Source organism: Nocardia sp. SYP-A9097, from assembly GCF_009649815.1.
Taxonomy (GTDB): Bacteria; Actinomycetota; Actinomycetes; order Mycobacteriales; family Mycobacteriaceae; genus Nocardia.
The window spans coordinates 185,831-202,086 of record NZ_WJIC01000010.1; the positions used below are offsets into that span (position 1 = coordinate 185,831).

At 65.7% G+C, this 16,256-nt stretch carries 16 protein-coding genes; 6 read left to right on the forward strand and 10 right to left on the reverse strand.

What is annotated here, in order from left to right:
* Nucleotides 1-86: 86 nt before the first annotated feature.
* Nucleotides 87-932, forward strand: coding sequence for a helix-turn-helix transcriptional regulator (locus GFY24_RS21630; RefSeq protein WP_153806874.1), 846 nt, complete (start codon nucleotides 87-89; stop codon nucleotides 930-932).
* Here the strand turns inward: GFY24_RS21630 and GFY24_RS21635 are convergent.
* The 4 genes from GFY24_RS21635 to GFY24_RS21650 form a co-directional block, all read right to left on the reverse strand.
* The gene (locus tag GFY24_RS21635; protein ID WP_228566524.1) at nucleotides 929-1,528 is read right to left on the reverse strand and encodes a maleylpyruvate isomerase family mycothiol-dependent enzyme; all 600 of its coding nucleotides are present in this window, start codon (nucleotides 1,526-1,528) and stop codon (nucleotides 929-931) included. The two genes, GFY24_RS21630 and GFY24_RS21635, sit on opposite strands and share 4 nt — an antisense overlap.
* Before the next feature lie 128 nt (nucleotides 1,529-1,656).
* Nucleotides 1,657-3,261: a protein kinase gene (locus tag GFY24_RS21640; RefSeq protein WP_309231146.1), complete on the reverse strand. Its 1,605-nt coding sequence runs from the start codon at nucleotides 3,259-3,261 to the stop codon at nucleotides 1,657-1,659.
* A gap of 294 nt (nucleotides 3,262-3,555) precedes the next feature.
* A complete protein-coding gene (locus GFY24_RS21645; RefSeq protein WP_153806875.1) occupies nucleotides 3,556-4,407 on the reverse strand; it encodes an arylamine N-acetyltransferase in 852 nt (283 codons plus the stop codon).
* Between the two features lie 169 nt (nucleotides 4,408-4,576).
* Nucleotides 4,577-5,530, reverse strand: a complete 954-nt coding sequence (locus GFY24_RS21650; protein ID WP_153806876.1) for a S9 family peptidase — start codon at nucleotides 5,528-5,530, stop codon at nucleotides 4,577-4,579.
* A gap of 205 nt (nucleotides 5,531-5,735) precedes the next feature.
* On the opposite strand from GFY24_RS21650, the gene GFY24_RS21655 reads away from it, so the two are divergent.
* From GFY24_RS21655 to GFY24_RS21665, 3 genes are all read left to right on the forward strand, one after another.
* Nucleotides 5,736-6,914: a winged helix DNA-binding domain-containing protein gene (locus GFY24_RS21655; protein WP_153806877.1), complete on the forward strand. Its 1,179-nt coding sequence runs from the start codon at nucleotides 5,736-5,738 to the stop codon at nucleotides 6,912-6,914.
* Between the two features lie 382 nt (nucleotides 6,915-7,296).
* The gene (locus GFY24_RS21660) at nucleotides 7,297-7,782 is read left to right on the forward strand and encodes a tellurite resistance TerB family protein (protein WP_153806878.1); all 486 of its coding nucleotides are present in this window, start codon (nucleotides 7,297-7,299) and stop codon (nucleotides 7,780-7,782) included.
* An 83-nt stretch (nucleotides 7,783-7,865) separates the two neighbouring features.
* Complete coding sequence (locus GFY24_RS21665) at nucleotides 7,866-8,045, forward strand: hypothetical protein (RefSeq protein ID WP_153806879.1); 180 nt, start codon at nucleotides 7,866-7,868, stop codon at nucleotides 8,043-8,045.
* Nucleotides 8,046-8,103: 58 nt separating this feature from the next.
* On the opposite strand, the gene nadC is transcribed toward GFY24_RS21665, so the two are convergent.
* From nadC to nadA, 3 genes are read right to left on the reverse strand one after another with little or no spacing between them, the layout of a single operon-like run.
* On the reverse strand, nucleotides 8,104-8,964 hold the full coding sequence (gene nadC / locus GFY24_RS21670) for a carboxylating nicotinate-nucleotide diphosphorylase (protein WP_153806880.1): 861 nt from the start codon (nucleotides 8,962-8,964) through the stop codon (nucleotides 8,104-8,106).
* Nucleotides 8,965-8,992: 28 nt separating this feature from the next.
* A complete protein-coding gene (locus tag GFY24_RS21675) occupies nucleotides 8,993-10,633 on the reverse strand; it encodes an L-aspartate oxidase (RefSeq protein WP_375336077.1) in 1,641 nt (546 codons plus the stop codon).
* A 36-nt stretch (nucleotides 10,634-10,669) separates the two neighbouring features.
* On the reverse strand, nucleotides 10,670-11,707 hold the full coding sequence (nadA, locus tag GFY24_RS21680) for a quinolinate synthase NadA (protein ID WP_153806881.1): 1,038 nt from the start codon (nucleotides 11,705-11,707) through the stop codon (nucleotides 10,670-10,672).
* A 76-nt stretch (nucleotides 11,708-11,783) separates the two neighbouring features.
* Here nadA and GFY24_RS21685 point away from each other — a divergent pair, with 76 nt between their 5' ends.
* Nucleotides 11,784-12,533 (forward strand): NUDIX domain-containing protein, encoded by a 750-nt coding sequence (locus tag GFY24_RS21685; protein WP_309231148.1) that lies wholly within the window; start codon nucleotides 11,784-11,786, stop codon nucleotides 12,531-12,533.
* Here the strand turns inward: GFY24_RS21685 and GFY24_RS21690 are convergent.
* Both GFY24_RS21690 and GFY24_RS21695 read right to left on the reverse strand, forming a co-directional pair.
* Complete coding sequence (locus tag GFY24_RS21690) at nucleotides 12,530-13,003, reverse strand: NUDIX domain-containing protein (protein WP_153806883.1); 474 nt, start codon at nucleotides 13,001-13,003, stop codon at nucleotides 12,530-12,532. The two genes, GFY24_RS21685 and GFY24_RS21690, sit on opposite strands and share 4 nt — an antisense overlap.
* A 2-nt stretch (nucleotides 13,004-13,005) precedes the next feature.
* Nucleotides 13,006-13,989 carry a hypothetical protein gene (locus GFY24_RS21695; RefSeq protein ID WP_228566525.1) on the reverse strand — a complete coding sequence of 328 codons (984 nt, stop codon included), beginning with the start codon at nucleotides 13,987-13,989 and terminating at the stop codon, nucleotides 13,006-13,008.
* A gap of 86 nt (nucleotides 13,990-14,075) precedes the next feature.
* Between GFY24_RS21695 and GFY24_RS21700 the strand changes: the two genes are divergently transcribed.
* On the forward strand, nucleotides 14,076-14,429 hold the full coding sequence (locus GFY24_RS21700) for a hypothetical protein (protein WP_153806884.1): 354 nt from the start codon (nucleotides 14,076-14,078) through the stop codon (nucleotides 14,427-14,429).
* Nucleotides 14,430-14,496: 67 nt separating this feature from the next.
* Here GFY24_RS21700 and GFY24_RS21705 read toward each other — a convergent pair whose 3' ends face one another.
* A complete protein-coding gene (locus GFY24_RS21705) occupies nucleotides 14,497-16,002 on the reverse strand; it encodes an acyl-CoA carboxylase subunit beta (protein ID WP_153806971.1) in 1,506 nt (501 codons plus the stop codon).
* Nucleotides 16,003-16,256 lie beyond the last annotated feature (254 nt).

Consider the following 16,256-nt stretch of genomic DNA (forward strand, 5'->3'; position numbering starts at 1 on the left):
CGATACGAGCGCGGTAAACAGTGCCGCTCGTGCCTGGGCACGGCATGACCAGGAATAGCCGGGGGCCCGCCCGCGATACTGATCTCATGACCTTGGACCGTCGTGCCGAACTCGGTGAATTCCTGCGCTCGCGCCGGGCTCGATTGAGCCCGCAGGAGGTCGGATTGATCGATCACGGTGCGCGACGGCGGGTTCCGGGGCTGCGGCGTGAGGAACTCGCGTTGCTGGCCGGGGTGAGTGTCGACCATTATGTGCGGCTGGAACAGGGCCGCACACTGCACTTTTCGGAGTCGGTGCTCGATGCGGTGGGGCGGGCGCTGCGCTTGAATCCGGTGGAGCGGGAGCATTTCCATCGGCTGGCGCGCCCCTGGTCGGGCGAGGAGCCGCCCGCCGAGCAGCAGGTCCGGCCCGGACTGCGGCGATTGCTGGAGTCGTCGGATGTGCCCGCCTATATCGTCGGCCGGGGCACCAACGTGCTGGCGTGGAATCGGCTGGCGGCGGCGCTGATCACCGATTTCTCGGCCTTGCCGCCGCGCGAACGGAATCTGGCGCGCCTGGTCTTCCTGGATGAGGGCATGCGGGAGCTGTACGAGGATTGGCCGGCCAAGGCCGCCGATGTGGTGGCGTATCTGCGCCTGGATGCCGCCCGCAATCCCGGCGATTCCGGCATAGCGGAGCTGATCGCCGAATTGCTCGAGGCGAGTGCGGACTTCCGCGAGCTATGGAACCGGCACGCGCTCAAGGACAAAACGCACGGCCGGTACATCTACCTGCATCCGGTGGTCGGCCGCATCGACCTCGGCTTCGAAACACTGCGCCTGCCGGACGATCCCGATCAGGGCCTGATCGCGCATACCGTCGAGGCGGACTCGCCCAGCGCCAACGCATTACACCTGCTGGCGAGTCTCACCGCGCAGACCCAGACCGTCTAGCCGCAGCGCACCCGCAGTTCGGGCACGCCGTCGCCGTCGAGATCATCGAGGGCGACGGTCCGCCCGACCATGGCCAGTGCCAGCGCCTCCCCCGGCCCGCGCACCAGCGGCCCGGAGCCACGCGACCAGTCGGCATCGGTTGCCTCCCAGCGCAATCCCTTCAGATACCGCCCGGGTGAGGCGAACGGATCCGGATGACCGAGCACCGCGATCAGGCGCTCGGCCGGAATCTTGCGCGCATGTCCGAGCGGGCGGCGAATATCCTGCTGGTGCACGAACATATCCGCGAGCGCGATCTTGGGCATATACCGCGAGAACCAGCCATTGGCCTTGGCCAGCCGATCCACCAGTTCGGTGGTCGGCAGCATTGAAAACTGGTCCACCAGTGCGGCATTGGTGCCGTTCACCGATCCGGCGCGCAACCCCATCAACATATAACTGGGTAGCCCCACCGCATCGGTTTGCAAGTGCGCGACCACATCTCGCACCCGCCACCCCGCGCATAGCGACGGCGTCTCCCACTCCGACTCGGTCAGCGAGCGCAAGAGCTCGACCAGTTCCCCGCGCTCGTCCCTGAGCAGCTGGCGCACGTTCATGACCGACAGGCTACCGAGTTCAGCGGCGTGAATCACCCGGCTGATGGACACCGGAAAGCGATCTGCCCGGAAACGCAGTGCGCCGCACCGGATTACCGGTGCGGCGCACTGTTGAACAGGTATGCGATTTACATCTTGGTGTCGCTGTCGATCTTGAGGCTGCCGCCGCCCGCGTCGATCACCCGCAGGGTGAAGGACTTGGTCTGGCCACCGGCCGAGACGCTACCGACCGAAATATCGGCCGAGCCATCGGAATTGACGCTGTCCGAGGCCCCGCGCGCACCGGTGATGGTGGAGTAGCGCTGGACGCGATTGTCGGTCCAGTAGGACTGGAAACCCGACTGGCTGCCGTAGAGCTGCTGCGCCGCCGGGGTGAGCCGGTTCCACGCATCGCCGAAGCTCAGGTAGACGAGGCCGTCGTAGAACGCCTGCACGGCATCGGCACCGTTCTGCACGGTCACCTGTCCGGCGCTCTTGGTCTGGCCCAGCGCACCCGCGGTGCCCTTACCGGTGGTGGTCTGCACCGATGCCTTGGTAGCGCTGGTGCTACCACCCGGTCCGGTGGGACTGTCCGAACTCGAGGAGCTCAGTACGCCGGCGATAACCGCGGCCGCGATGACGACGACCGCTATTACGCCCGCCCACACCAGTTTCCGGCTGGACCCACCACTCTGTTCGAGCTCCGGACGCGGAGTCGAGCGAGTGGGCGGACCGCCCGAGACGGACGGCCGCGGTGGCGGGGTTTCGAGCAGTTGCGCTTGGCTCATGGCACCGGTCGGAATGTCCGCGTTGGCGGATCCGCGCCGGTCCATCTGCCGGGTGTTCCCGCGTTGCGGTGCGGGCCGGGCACCTGCCGGTTTGCCAGGCGGCGGGGTCAGGGCTCCGCCGGTCCGACGCGCGGCCATGACCCGGGTGGCCTCGGCATCGGGGCCGATCTCCGCGAACTCCGCCATGATGTCGCGGACCTCGGTCATGCTCGGCCGGTCCTCCGGCTCGAAGCTGAGCAGTGCCAGCAGCAGATCACTCAGCGGTCCGGCATTGCGCGGCGTGCTGATCTGCCCATTGGCCGCCGCGTACAGCAGTGCGAGCGGATTCGGGTTGGTGCCGTATGGCGGTTCGCCTTCCAAGGAATGGAAGAGCGTCGCGCCCAAGGCGAATACGTCGGCGGCCGGGCTCGGTTCGGCGCCGCGCGCGACCTCGGGTGCGAGGTAGGCGGCGGTGCCGGAGATGAGTCCGGTGGCGGTGAGGGTGACATCGCCCTTGGCCTTGGAGATGCCGAAGTCGGTGATCTTCACCGCCCCGTTGTCGCCGAGCAGGATATTGCCGGGCTTCACATCGCGATGCACGATGCCCACCCGGTGCGCGGCGATCAACGCCGATGCGACCTGCTCACCGATGCGCGCGACCTGAGGCAGCGGGAGGGTGCCCTGCGAGGAGAGCACCACCGCCAGGCTCTGCGACGGTAAGTACTCCATGACGAGGCACGGGTCGCCCTCGTGCTCGGTAATGTCGAACACCACAATGGCGTTGGGATGCTGGAAGCGAGCAGCATTGCGAGCCTCACGGGCAGCGCGCTGACGCACGATGTCCTTATCGGCTGCGGACAGACTCGGCTGGGTGATGATCTGTTTGATCGCCACCGAACGCTCCAGCCGCTCGTCGACGGCTCGCCAGACGACGCCTGTGCCGCCGCTACCAATCCGTTCGACCAGGCGGTAATGCCCTGCGATCACTTGGCCGGTTTCGATGGCACTACTCCGAAATTCTGCGCGATGGTGACTGTGACGACGCGGTTGCCCGCGTGTTTCCCCGCATGAGTGTAGCGGGCGATAGACCTGGCGCCGACGTCAGCGTGAGATATGAGCGAGATCTCGGTGAGATCTATGCCGCACCCAGGTGACGTTTATGTGACGGCTCACGTGAATCCGCTGCTCAGAGCAGTTCGATGACATGACAGCGAATTCTGCCGTATAAAGCCGCATCCCACCGCGTGGGACGGTTTTTCAGTCTTTGCGTGTCGCGGCGGGCTACTCCCCCCGGGTGAGCTGCGCCGCATCGGCGGCGTCGAGTTCGATATCGAACACTTCGGCGAGCACCTTGGGTAGCTCGGTGGTGTCCAATTCGCGTACTTCGCCCGTTCCATCCGGATAGCTGATGGTCCAGGTGGTGGCATCGATCTGATGATGCACCTCGGGCTGGAACCGCTGAATGAACGGGCGCGCGGTGAACGGCGAACGCGGCGCGGTGGAGACGAAATGATTACCGACCGCGTAGTCGATGGCGTACTGCGGATTCGGGCTGAAGGTATAGCGATCCAGCCAGCCGTCGCGACCGAACTGGAAGAGCGTCCAGAGCTCGCCGCCGAGTGCGTCCGCACCGAGCTCGAGGCGGTAACGCCAAGCGCCGAGCGAGAATTCGCCGCGATTCGGAGTGAGTTCGACGGGTGCGAGCGGACCCGCGCCGAAGCCGACATCGCAGAGCCAGGCGCGCTCGTCATCGGCCGGGCGCACCCGCAGCAGTGCGTGCGTGGCGGGACGCAATCCGCTGGCGCCCATGGAGACTCGGCCCGAGATGCCGGTGAACTCGAAGCCGAGACGCTCCAGCGCGGCGGCGAAGAGGAGCACGTTCTCGTAGCAGTAACCGCCGCGTCGCTGCCGGATCAGCTTGTCCTGCAACGATTCCAGATCCAGCGGCACACCGCGGCCGAGAATGCTCTCCAGATTCTCGAAGGGAATGGTGGTGGTGTGGGCGTGCACCAGCCCGCGCAGGGTGGCGAGGGTGGGAGTGCGCTCGCCGGTGTATCCGATCCGGTTCAGGTACGCGTCGAGATCCAACTCCGCACCACTCCACAGATAGGACGGGTCCACCGGGCCGGTCATCGAAAACCTCCGCTTCGCTTCACGATCGTTCACTCCACCAACTCTTCACAGCCCGCCGATGTTCCGGGCTCGGGCATTCTCATTCGAGAATGCCCGACGACCGATCCGCGAGTGTGCAGCCTTGGCGGCGTTATGCCCGATTCACCGCCAAGGCCGCACACTCACGAGATCAGTTGGCGCATTTGGAGTTGGGTGGGGGTGGGGGCGCGGTGTTGATGTTGTTGGCGGTGTCGACCAGGTAGTCGGTGGTGGGGGGTTCGGTGTCGGAGAGCAATCGTTCTACGACACAACCGGATTCGTAGAAGACCGGGCCGAGGCCGTGGCCGGCCGGCGATACCGTGCCGTCCAGGTCGCGGCCGCTGATGACGGTGTACACCGAGACCGGTTTTCCGGCGGCGAGCAGGGCGGCGCGCATTTCGAGTGTGGAGGAGAAGGGGACCAGGGCGTCGGCGGTGCCGTGCAGAAGTACGGTGCGGCGCACATTGATTCGGCCGGCCTGTAGTGCCGGTGAGCGGGCGGCGTAGGCGGCGGGGCAGGCCAGTGGACCGCAGTCGCCGGCATCTCGTTCGATCTGCGGGCGCAGGTCCGGGCCCGCGAGTGGGGCCTCGGTCCACGAGGTGAAGTCGTCCGCTTGACCGAAGGTGTCGACCCAGTAGTCGTAGGTGCCGGGCGGGGCGTGGACGGCGGCCAGGCCGCTGGTCAATCCGCCCTGGCTCCAACCCCACAGCACCGTGCGGCCGCCGGGATGCTCACCGCGATACCACTGGGTCGCGGCTACTATGTCCTGCCAGCCCGCCCACACATTCCAGTCTCCGGTGCGCCAGCGGCCGTTGTTCGAGCGCTGATCCATGGTCAGCAGCGCCGCACCGGTGTGCTGCGCGATGGAGGCCATGTACTCGGGAAAATCGGCGGCGCTGCCCGCGTGCCCGTGCACGGCCACGATCAGATCCCGCGCCCCGCCTTCGGGTTCGTACACCCGCCCGGTGGCCTGTTCACCGTCCACGGTCAGGGTGACCTCGCGCATCCGCACCGGCAGCTCGGCCGAAACCTCCGGTGCGGCAATGACCATGGTGGCGAGAACGCCGAGAATCGTGCCGCAAATCGCCCATCGCCGACCTGACATCGCCGAATCATGACATGTACTCGACGCCGGTTCGGGTACCCGGCGACGGGTGTCCCCGGGATCGTTCCAAGATGTAATGCACACTGCCGGCGGGCCGGGGATCCGATCGGCGGCGCGCGACCGCCCCTGCTCCAACCTGCCTCACGCTCCGGACACGGGAATTCGTTGTGCGCCCGATGTCGGTGGGGCGGGCTAATATTCGCCCATGCGTTCGATGGGTGTGGCGGAGCGGCGGGCTCGGGTGGGGGTGCGGCATCGGCTGGCCATGCCGGAGCGCAGCGATGATGTGAATGCGATCGTGCGGTCGCTGGTGGTGTTGCATGCCACCGATCCGGCGACGGTATTCCTATCGGTGGCGGCGCGCAGCCGGGGTGTCGAGCCGGGGCATGTGGAGAAGGCGCTGTACGAGGATCGGACCCTGCTGCGCATGCTGGCCATGCGGCGCACCATGTTCGTCGCACCGGTGGAATTGGTTCCGGCGCTACAGGCTTCGTGCGCGGACGCGCTGGCGCACAAGCAGCGCCGGACCTATGGGCGGTTCATCGAACTGGCCGAGGTGGTCGAGGGCGATGTGTCCGCCTGGCTCGGCGAGGTGGAGGCGGAGACGCATGCCGCGCTGCTGGCGCGCGGCTCGGCCACCGGTGCGCAATTGAGCAAGCTGGTGCCGCGGCTACGCACCCAGGTCGATACCGCCCCGGGCAAGTCGTATTCCAAGCCGAACAGCATCACCACCTGGGTGCTGGTGATTCTCGGTGCGGAGGGGCGCATTGTGCGCGGGCGGCCCAATGGCAGTTGGGGCAGTAGCCAATACACCTGGGCTCCGATCGAATCCTGGCTGCCGGAAGGCATTCCGGTGGTCGCCGCCGAGCAGGCCCGCGCGGAACTGGTGCGAAAGTGGTTGTACGCCTTCGGCCCCGCACCGGTGAGCGATATCAAATGGTGGACGGGCTGGACGCTGGGCGAGGTCCGTAAAACCCTCGCGCAACTGGACACGGTCGAAGTGGACCTGGGCGGCGAAACCGGCCTGGTACTCGCCGACGATCTGGATCCGGTCCCCACCCCCGACCCCTGGATATCCCTCCTACCCGCTCTCGACCCCACCCCGATGGGCTGGCAATCCCGCGACTGGTACCTCGGCCCGCACGCCCCCGCCCTCTTCGACCGCAATGGCAATGTCGGCCCCACCATCTGGTGCGACGGCCGCATAGTCGGCGGCTGGGCGCAGCGCCCCGACGGCGAAATCGTCTGGCGGCTACTGGAAGACATCGGCTCCGAAGCCGAATCCCGCATCGAATCCGAAGCCGCCCGCCTCACCACCTGGTACGGCGAAGTCCGCCCCATCCCCCGCTTCCGCACCCCGCTGGAACGCGAACTCACCACCTGACCAAAGCTCACCGGCCGGGACGCGCCCCTCGGCATCCCCGGCGCGCGCCCCTCGTCATGCCAGCGTGAGCCCCTCGCAATCCCGGCGCGCGCCCCTCGCAATCCCGGCGCGCGCCCCTCGCCATCCCAGCGCGCCCCCTCGCCTTCCCGGCGCGCGCCCCTCGTCATCCCGGCGCGCTTTTGGCCGGGATCCACCCCCTCGACCGAATCCCGAACGGGCGGAGTCGTTCTCGTACAGTCACGATCAGGGAATGCTGTGGGTTCGCACAAGGATTTCCCAGTCTTCACCGGGTGTCCGACTGTTAGGGTCTGTTCGTACATCTGCACAGTCCGGACACCGACGCAGGGGTCTGTGAGTCCGGGAGATCATTTCGGAGTGTGTCATGGCTTTCCTGAACCGCCTCGTCCCCAATCCGATCTCCCTGGACCGGTTGCCGGAGCAGGCGCTGCGGTGGCGGGAGCAGTTGCTCGCGCAGCGAAACGAGTTGCGCGGCGGGCCATTCCGGGATGCCACCATCGGGCTCTGTGCCCTGGTGGCCGCGGCGGACGGCGGTATCGATCCGGAGCATCGGGCGCGGGTGGCGCAGCGTATCGGGGCAGACCCTTTGCTGCAGCACTTTCCAGCCGATGAGCTGCGAAATCTCTTCGAGGACAACTGCTCTCGCATGAGTATGGATCCGGCCTTCGGGCGCGCCTATGTGATGGCGCAGATCGCCAAATGCACGGACAGTCCGACGCAGGCGCGGGCGGTGGTACGCCTGGGCATCATGATCGGCGCGGTGAATGGCGGACTGGATGCCCACGAGGTTGCCGCTGTCATGGAGGCTTGTCAGATATTACACCTGGATTCACACGAATTCGGCGTGTAAAGACCGCTGGATCCGCCTTTACATCGCCGGACCCATAACGCACCCTTGGTGAGTTTGGATTCCGAGCGAGGAGTGCACTCTGGATGGCGATCCAAGGTTTTCTGAATCTTTTCTTCGATACGATCGCCCCGAACAGGGGATGGCGTTATTGCGGAATGTGCGAGGGACGGGGCGATTACGGGCTGGTCAACGGCTCGGTGCACTGGTGCTCGGCATGCGGTGGCACCGGCTGGATAGCCGAGGCCCCGCAATACCGCCGCTGAACCCGCAGCGAAATTCCGGGATAAATCAGGAATTTCGGACTTTTCGGGAATTACGGATTCACATATCCAAACCCAGGTCCAATACTCGGACCGAATGGGTGAGTGCGCCGACCGCGAGATAATCGACTCCGGTGCCCGCGTATTCCGCCGCCACGTCCAGGGAGAGACTGCCCGAGGACTCCAGTTTGGTCTGCGGTGAGCGATTATTGCGGCGCTGCACCGCGGCCTGGGTTGCCCAGAGCGGGAAGTTGTCCAGCAGCACCAGCTGGACATCCTCGTCGAGGACGGCATCGAGTTGTTCGAGGCTGTCCACCTCGACCTCGCACTCGATGTCCGGGTTCAGTTCGCGCACCGCGCGCAGGGCCGCGACCACCGAACCGGCGGCCACCACATGGTTGTCCTTGATGAGCGCGGCATCGCCCAGTCCCATGCGGTGATTGACGCCGCCGCCGGTGCGCACCGCGTACTTCTGCAAAGCTCGCAAACCGGGCAAGGTCTTGCGGCTGTCGCGAATCCGGCAATTCGTACCCGCGACGGCATCCACCCAGGCGGAGGTCGCCGTCGCGATTCCGGACATATGGCACACCAGGTTCAGCATGGTGCGCTCGGCGGTGAGCAGGCCGCGGGTCGGCGCGACCAGACTCAGCACGGTATCCCCCGGCTGTACCCGGGTGCCGTCGGTGACCCGGCCGGTGACCTCGTAATTGCCCGCACCGATCACCTCGTCGAGCACCAGCAGGCCGACATCGAGTCCGGCGACGGTACCGGGCTGACGGGACGCCATATCGGCCTTGGCCACCGCCTCGGCGGGAACCGTTGCGACCGTGGTGATATCGGGTCCGTAGCGCAGGTCCTCGTCCAGGGCCCGGCGAATGAGCGCGATCACCTCGTCGCGATCGAGTCCGGCGTCGAGAGTCATTGCGATACTCCTTCTTCGATGCGATGCACTAGTGGGCGGCGGGTACGGCGTCGCGAGGCCACGACGGCGTCAGTCCGGATCCGTCCGTGATCAATTGCGCGCGTCCGTCCGCGCCGAGCCGCACCGCGGTGCTGCGATGCAGCTCCTCGCGCGGGTTCGGATGGTCCGAACGGGTATGGCAGCCACGGCTCTCGGTGCGCGCGGCGGCGGTCAGCAGCAGGGCGCGGGCGGTGAGCGTGAGCGCGGCGTCCTCGAGGTCGCGGATTACCGCGGCGGGGTCGTCGGCTCGCACATCGCCATCGTCGGCTTCGCCGCCGGAGATCAGGCCGACCAGGCGCAGTACCGCGCCGCGCAGTCCGTCGCCGTCGCGGACGACCGCCGCGTGTTCGGTCATCAACTCCTGTAACAGTTTCCGATCCGCCCGAGGGAGTGCGTCGACCCCGGCGAACTGCTTTCCCGCGGGAATGCGCTCGGCCCGTCCGAGCCGTTCGACGGCCGCCGCACCGGCACGTCCGCCGACCACGAGACCCTCCAGGAGGCTGTTGGAGGCGAGACGATTCGCGCCGTGCAGTCCGGTGCGCGCGACCTCACCGGCCGCGTACAAACCGGGAACCGTTGTGCGCCCGCTGGTATCGGTGACCACGCCACCGCACTGGTAGTGCGCGGCGGGTGCGACCGGGATGAGATTCACCCGCGGATCGATCCCGGCGGCCCGGCAGGACGCGGTGATGGTCGGGAACCGCTCCTCGAAGCCCTCGATGGCACGCGCGTCGAGATAGACGTGATCGGTGCCGAGCTCGCGCATGCGGGCCGCGATGGCACGGGACACCACATCGCGGGGTGCGAGATCACCCAGCGGATGCACTCCGGCCGTGACCGAATCACCTTGGGAGTCAACGAGTATCGCGCCTTCGCCACGCACGGCCTCGCTGATGAGCGGACGCCGCCCGACTCCGCCCGGCGTGAACAGCACGGTCGGATGGAACTGCAAGAACTCCAGATCCGCGATCACGGCTCCGGCACGCAGGGCGAGCGCTATGCCGTCGGCGGTGGCGCCCGGTGGGTTGGTGCTGCACGCATACAGTTGTCCGAGACCACCGGTCGCCAGCAGGACGGCCGGTGCGTGCACCTTGCCGAATCCCTTGTCCGACACCGCGATAACGCCTCGCACGCCGTCGGGTCCGGTGACGATCTCGACTACGGCGGCCCCGAAGAGCACCGGTAGTCCGGCCGCGTTCAAGGCCCGCTGCACCTCGGCTCCGGTGGCATCACCACCGGCGTGAATGATGCGCCGGGTGCTGTGCCCGCCTTCGCGGGTTCGCGAAACCTCGCCGTCGCGTCCGTGATCGAAGACCGCGCCGAGATCGGTGAGTGCCGCGACGGCATCCACACCGCCCTCGACGATCGAGCGGACCGCGTCCGGATCGCACAATCCGGCTCCGGCGATCACGGTGTCCTGCACATGCGATTCCACCGAATCACCGTGCGGCGCAACCACTGCGATCCCACCCTGCGCGTACTGCGTGGAGGTATCGGTGGCCCCGCCCTTACTGAGCGTGAGGACGCGCAGGCCACGCAGCGAGGCGGTACGCGCCGCGGTCAAACCCGCGACACCGCCGCCCACCACCACGAGATCCGCTTCGGCCTCCCACGTGAGGGAAATACTCACGGCTGTCACCCTTTCCGGCGAACGACCGAATTTCGACTATTCGCCACCGCCGGGGTTGCCGATCTCGATCATGCGCTGCACCGAATTGCGAGCCAGGGCAGCGGTTTCCGGGTCCACATGCACCTCGTCGCGGTTCTCCACCAGGCAGCGGAGCAGGGCGGCGGGGGTGATCATCTTCATGTACTGGCAGGAGGCGCGGTCGTTGACCGGCTGGAAGTCGATGCCCGGGGCCGCTTTTCGCAGCTGGTGCAGCATGCCGACCTCGGTGGCCACCAGAACCTGGCTGGACTTCGCCGCTTTCGCGGCGTCGATCATGCCGCCGGTGGAGAGAATGTGCACCCGGTCGGCCGGGAATTCGCCCGCGCCCGCCAGGTAGAGAGCCGAAGTGGCGCAACCACATTCGGGGTGCACGAAGAGTTCGGCGTCCGGGTGGCTCTTGGCCTGTGCGTTGAGTTCATCGCCGTTGATGCCGGCGTGCACGTGGCACTCGCCCATCCAGATGTGCATGTTCTCGCGGCCGGTGATGCGCTTGACGTGCGCGCCCAGGAACTGGTCCGGCAGGAACAACACCTCACGGTCGGGGTCGATGGAGGCGACCACGTCGACGGCGTTCGAAGAGGTGCAGCAGATATCGGTGAGCGCCTTCACCGCGGCGGTGGTGTTCACGTACGAAACCACTACGGCGTCAGGGTGTTCGGCTTTCCACTCGCGCAGGTCGTCGGCGGTGATGGAGTCCGCGAGCGAGCAGCCGGCGCGCTGATCCGGGATCAGCACGGTCTTCTCCGGGCTGAGGATCTTGGCCGTCTCGGCCATGAAGTGCACGCCGCAGAAGACAATGGTGTCCTCGGGCGCCTCGGCGGCGATTCGGGAGAGCGCGAGGGAGTCGCCGACATGGTCGGCAATGTCCTGGATCTCGGGGAGCTGGTAGTTGTGCGCCAAGATCGTCGCATTGCGCTCACGCGCCAGTCGCTTGATCTCCTGCGCCCACTCGGGGGTGGCATCGACGCCGGTGAACCCCGCGGGCCCGTCCACAATGCGCTCGGTGAGCGGCATCGTCGCACCTGGTGCAGCCATGGGATGGCTCCTTCTCTCATGCGCCGGCCACTTCGCCGATTCGCATCCAACCGGTTTTCGACTTAGAATCGAAAACGTGCCCCATCGTAGCACCATCCACGAAACGCTCACCGCGGTGTTCCAGGTTCGTCGCTTCCCGGACACCATCACCCCAGGTGAGACCAGTTCCACCCCCGCCGGTGACCGCTGCCCGCCCGGAAAACACACCGAACTCGCAGTGCTGCTGTGGGAACGAGCGCTGGATCCCGCGATCGGCACCTGGTCAACCCCCGGCGGACGGCTACGCGATGGCGAGGACCTGAACACTTCGGCCGCCCGCCAACTCGCCGAGAAGGTGGATGTCCGCGAACTGACCCACCTGGAACAACTTTCGGTCTTCAGCGACCCGAATCGCGTCCCCGGCGACCGCCGAATCGCCTCGGCCTACCTCGGCCTGGTCCCCCTGACCGCCGACCCCCAACTCCCACCCGACACCCGCTGGCATCCGGTCTCGGCCCTGCCCGACATGTCCTTCGACCACGGCATAGTCGTCGAGCATGCCCGCACCCGCCTGGCAGCGAAACTGTCCTACACGAACATCGCCTTCGCCCTGGCCCCGGAACGCTTCACCATGTCCACGCTGCGCGAAATCTACTGCGCTGCACTCGGATACGACGTGGACACCACAAACCTCCAGCGCGTGCTGACCCGCCGAGGCGTAATCACCCCCACCGGGGCCACCGCCTCCCCCGGCCGAGCCGGCGGCCGTCCCGCAGCCCTCTACCGCTTCACCGACTCCGAAATCCGCGTCACCGACGAATTCGCCGCCCTCCGCCCCCCGACCTAACCCAAGTAGGGCGAATCCCGTTGCTCCACATGGTGTTGCAGCCGCAGCCGCACCGACTCATGCACCGGCAGCCCGGCCAACTCGTCCAACCCCAGAAACCGAACCGCCGTCGACTCCGAACTGACCCTGATACTCCCCCCGATTACGCGACCGTAGTACGTAACCGCCAATTCCTGACGAATCTCACCATCCCCGTATTCGATAACATGCTCAGGATCGGTATAAATCCCCAGCAGCCCTGTGATCTCGATATCCAGCCCGGTCTCTTCCTTGGTCTCCCGAATAGCGCACTGCTCCAACGTCTCCCCGATCTCCATCGCCCCACCCGGCAACGACCAATTCCCGGAATCCCCTCGACGTTGCATGAGCACCGCACCGTGCTCGTCGACAATCAGAGCAGAGCCGCCGGGAACCAGGCTATTCGCCTTGGGCGCGTTCGGATCCCGGTAATAATCACGCCGTGAGCCCATTATCAATCCCTTGCGCGTAGGGGGGTGACAGTACCCCATATCTGTTCCACCTGGTCAGCGAATGATGCGAAGATGCCGTGCTTGGACAGCCGCCGCAGATGCAGTGCGGGGTGCTGATATCCGCGAGCCCGAATGAGATACGGAGTCACTACCATCTCATCGTCGAATCGAAATACCGAGTTGTACAGGTGAGTACTGTGCAATCCGATCATGCACCCGGGAGCCTCGGTCAACGGACCAAGCATGCTCAGTGCGTTCCGAATACGCCCCGGCAAGGTGCCACCCATCTGTTCCAATGTGTCACGCTCCAAAACATGAGCGCAGTCCGGGTCTGCGAAACCAAGCCTTACCCGAACACCATTCCGGCATTTGGCGGCGACAATATCGGCAGCGTCGGGCATCAGCTCGAATACGAATGGGTACGCGTACCCGACAATATCGATCGTCTCATTTGCTTTGAGCAGAAGTGAAGTCCACACATCGGTAGGGATTTCGGCCCGATGCGCATACGCCGCAAGGACTTCGGCTGTGGCGGGGGCCCCGGCGACGAGATCCGGCCGCGTTTGCGGCCACAGCACATCCTCTGATTCGCTCAGTACCCGAGCCACCTCCACCCGTGTTCGCCGATGGGGTACCCGTCCGGTCAGCCACCGATTCACGGTCTTCACATCCACGCCGACCGCAGCAGCGAGCGCCACCGAATCCAGTTGCGCCCGAAGCATCGCCGACTCCAGCCGGTGAGTCATACCGGAACCATACGGACGTTTCCAGGGACATACATACGTTTTCGAGTGTCCGGCAAAACGTCCTGCACGCAGTTCAAGTGTCCACGCCCGTTTCGTATCGTCGGAGAACATCGCCGACCAGCGACGAGAGAGGTGGAAATGACGAAGGACGGGAAGGCAGGGTGGGTTCAGGACGACTGCGAGAAGAGTTGGATATCTCCGCTGGATAGCCAGCGCGCCAAGGGAATTCTCGCGATCCACGCGGAATGCGACCCACCATGCCCACGGAAACAGCGGGCCACCGAGTATCTGAACGAGTCACTGTGGGCGCGGCAAGGAGGGCAGCGGTGAAGGCGATTGGGTGGATAGACAAGAGTTTGACGCCGACTCCCGGGGAGCTGGAGTTGGCGGCGTTCCAGATCAAGCAGCATGCCGCACGGTTGGGTGTGCGGTTCGTCAAGATCCTGTGGGAGTCAAGACAAGTGGACGACCCGTTGGACAAGCTACACGAGGAAGTTCACCGGGCTGACGCGTTGATGGTGATCACACCGTCGCTCGACCATGTAGGTGGCGAAGCGGAAAAGGTTACGCTCTTCGCGGTTCTGGTGACTGTTGTCCCTCCGGAAATCCGGCAATGGCAGTCACCGATGACGCGCTCCGCGGCGGCGCTGAAGGAAGGCGCGCCGACCGCGAAACCCTAACGCCTTCTTCGATTTTCGCGGTCCGCTGCCCTTGCCGTGAGACCAGGGCAGCAGAGTTCGGGGTGGGTTACATCGGGTAGATCGGGTGTTTGCGGGGGTTGAATTCCGGCTTGGTCGGTTGCTTGTCGCGGAGCAGGCGTAGGGCATGGCGGATTTCGAGGCGGGTGGTGGCCGGTTCGATTACCGCGTCGATGTAGCCGCGTTCGGCGGCGATCCAAGGGGTTGCGATGGTTTCGTTGTATTGGTTGACCATGAATTCGCGGGCTGCCGCGCGATGTTCTTCCGGGATCGCCGCGAGCTGGCGTTTGCCGAGTAGGTCGACGGCGCTTTCGGCGCCGATCACCGCGATGCGGGCGGTCGGCCAGGCGAAGCTGAAGTCGGCGCCTACCTGGCGGGCGGCCATCATTCCGTATGCGCCGCCGTAGGACTTGCGCACAACCAGGTTGATGATCGGGACTGTCGCTTCGATGATCGCGCGGGGGACGCGGCCGCCGCGGATGATGACGCCGTTGGCCTCCTCAGAGAGGCCGGGCAGCACGCCGGGGGTGTCGGCGATGAACACCAGTGGGATGTTGAAGGCGTCGCAGAGTCGAATGAAATAGGTCGACTTGTCCGAGCAGGCGGCGTCGATCGAACCGCCGAGTACCAGTGGCTGATTGGCGATCACGCCGACCGGATAGCCGTCGACTCGGGCGAAGCCGGTGATCAGGTTCGGGGCGAATTGAGCGCGTATTTCGTGGAATTCGCCGTCGTCGAAGAGCCGGAGCAGGATTTCGTGCATGTCGTATCCGGTGCGATCGGAGTCCGGGATGATCGTGTCGAGCTCGCGGTCGCTGGCCGTGATCTCCGGTTCCAGGCCGGGATTCACGATCGGCGGCTGCTCGACGCAGCTTGTCGGCATGTAGCTCAAGTAGTTTCGAGCCCAGTCGTAGGCTTCCTGCTCGGTGTCGGCCACGTGATGCAGGGTGCCGCGTTTGGCCTGCACCTCCGCGCCGCCGAGCTCTTCGGCCGTGACGTCCTCACCGTTCACGGCTTTGATCACGTCCGGCCCCGTGACGAACATGTACGAGTCTTTGGTGCCGATGAGCACGTCGGTATTGATCGGCCCGTACACCGAACCCGCGGCGCATTTACCGAGAATGATCGACACCTGCGGCACATACCCCGACAGCTTCTCCAGCACTCTGGAAATGTCACCGAACGAGGCAATCGAACCCACCGCGTCCTGGATGCGCGCACCACCCGAATCGTTGATCGTCACCACCGGGCACGCGTTGTCGAACGCGAATTTCAGTGCGCGCATGAACTTCTGCGCCGACGTGACACCAACGGACCCGCCGTACACGGTCTGATCGTGCGAGATCACCACCACCGGCCGCCCCCCGATCAACCCGTGACCGGTGACCAGCCCATCACCCCAAAGAGCATCCGGCTGCCCGGGCTGCCGAGCCAGCGCCCCGGTCTCGATGAACGTCCCCCGGTCGAGCAACATGTCCACCCGCTGGCGAACACTCGGTATGCCCTTCTTCGCCCGCTTGGCGACACCTGCCTCACCCGCCGGCTCCGCAGCCATCTCCAGGATCTTGGCCAGTTCATCGAGCTTCGCCCGCGTACCGATCACGCTTACTGCCACCTTCCCAACCAAACTGTCTGTGCCCGTGCGACGTTAAGCGGTGTCGCGTCAGAACGGGTAGCCGAAGCGGATTCAAGAGATGAATCACAGTTGGGGGCGGCGCATCGTCAACACCTGCCACGCGGCGCTTCCAAGCGCAATAGGCCACGCGGGGTAGCCCCTCCGGACACCGTCAATTCCGTTACCGGAGAGGC

Bases quoted from the DNA above. Each gene is read 5' to 3' on its own strand.
- GFY24_RS21665 (WP_153806879.1), top strand. From the start codon at position 7,866: ATGGCGATCCAAGGTTTTCTGAATCTTTTCTTCGATACGATCGCCCCG.
- GFY24_RS21705 (WP_153806971.1), bottom strand. From the start codon at position 16,002: ATGGCTGCGGAGCCGGCGGGTGAGGCAGGTGTCGCCAAGCGGGCGAAG.
- GFY24_RS21690 (WP_153806883.1), bottom strand. From the start codon at position 13,003: ATGGGCTCACGGCGTGATTATTACCGGGATCCGAACGCGCCCAAGGCG.
- GFY24_RS21645 (WP_153806875.1), bottom strand. From the start codon at position 4,407: ATGACCGGCCCGGTGGACCCGTCCTATCTGTGGAGTGGTGCGGAGTTG.
- nadA (WP_153806881.1), bottom strand. From the start codon at position 11,707: ATGGCTGCACCAGGTGCGACGATGCCGCTCACCGAGCGCATTGTGGAC.
- GFY24_RS21630 (WP_153806874.1), top strand. From the start codon at position 87: ATGACCTTGGACCGTCGTGCCGAACTCGGTGAATTCCTGCGCTCGCGC.
- GFY24_RS21650 (WP_153806876.1), bottom strand. From the start codon at position 5,530: ATGTCAGGTCGGCGATGGGCGATTTGCGGCACGATTCTCGGCGTTCTC.
- GFY24_RS21660 (WP_153806878.1), top strand. From the start codon at position 7,297: ATGGCTTTCCTGAACCGCCTCGTCCCCAATCCGATCTCCCTGGACCGG.
- GFY24_RS21655 (WP_153806877.1), top strand. From the start codon at position 5,736: ATGCGTTCGATGGGTGTGGCGGAGCGGCGGGCTCGGGTGGGGGTGCGG.
- nadC (WP_153806880.1), bottom strand. From the start codon at position 8,964: ATGACTCTCGACGCCGGACTCGATCGCGACGAGGTGATCGCGCTCATT.
- GFY24_RS21635 (WP_228566524.1), bottom strand. From the start codon at position 1,528: ATGAACGTGCGCCAGCTGCTCAGGGACGAGCGCGGGGAACTGGTCGAG.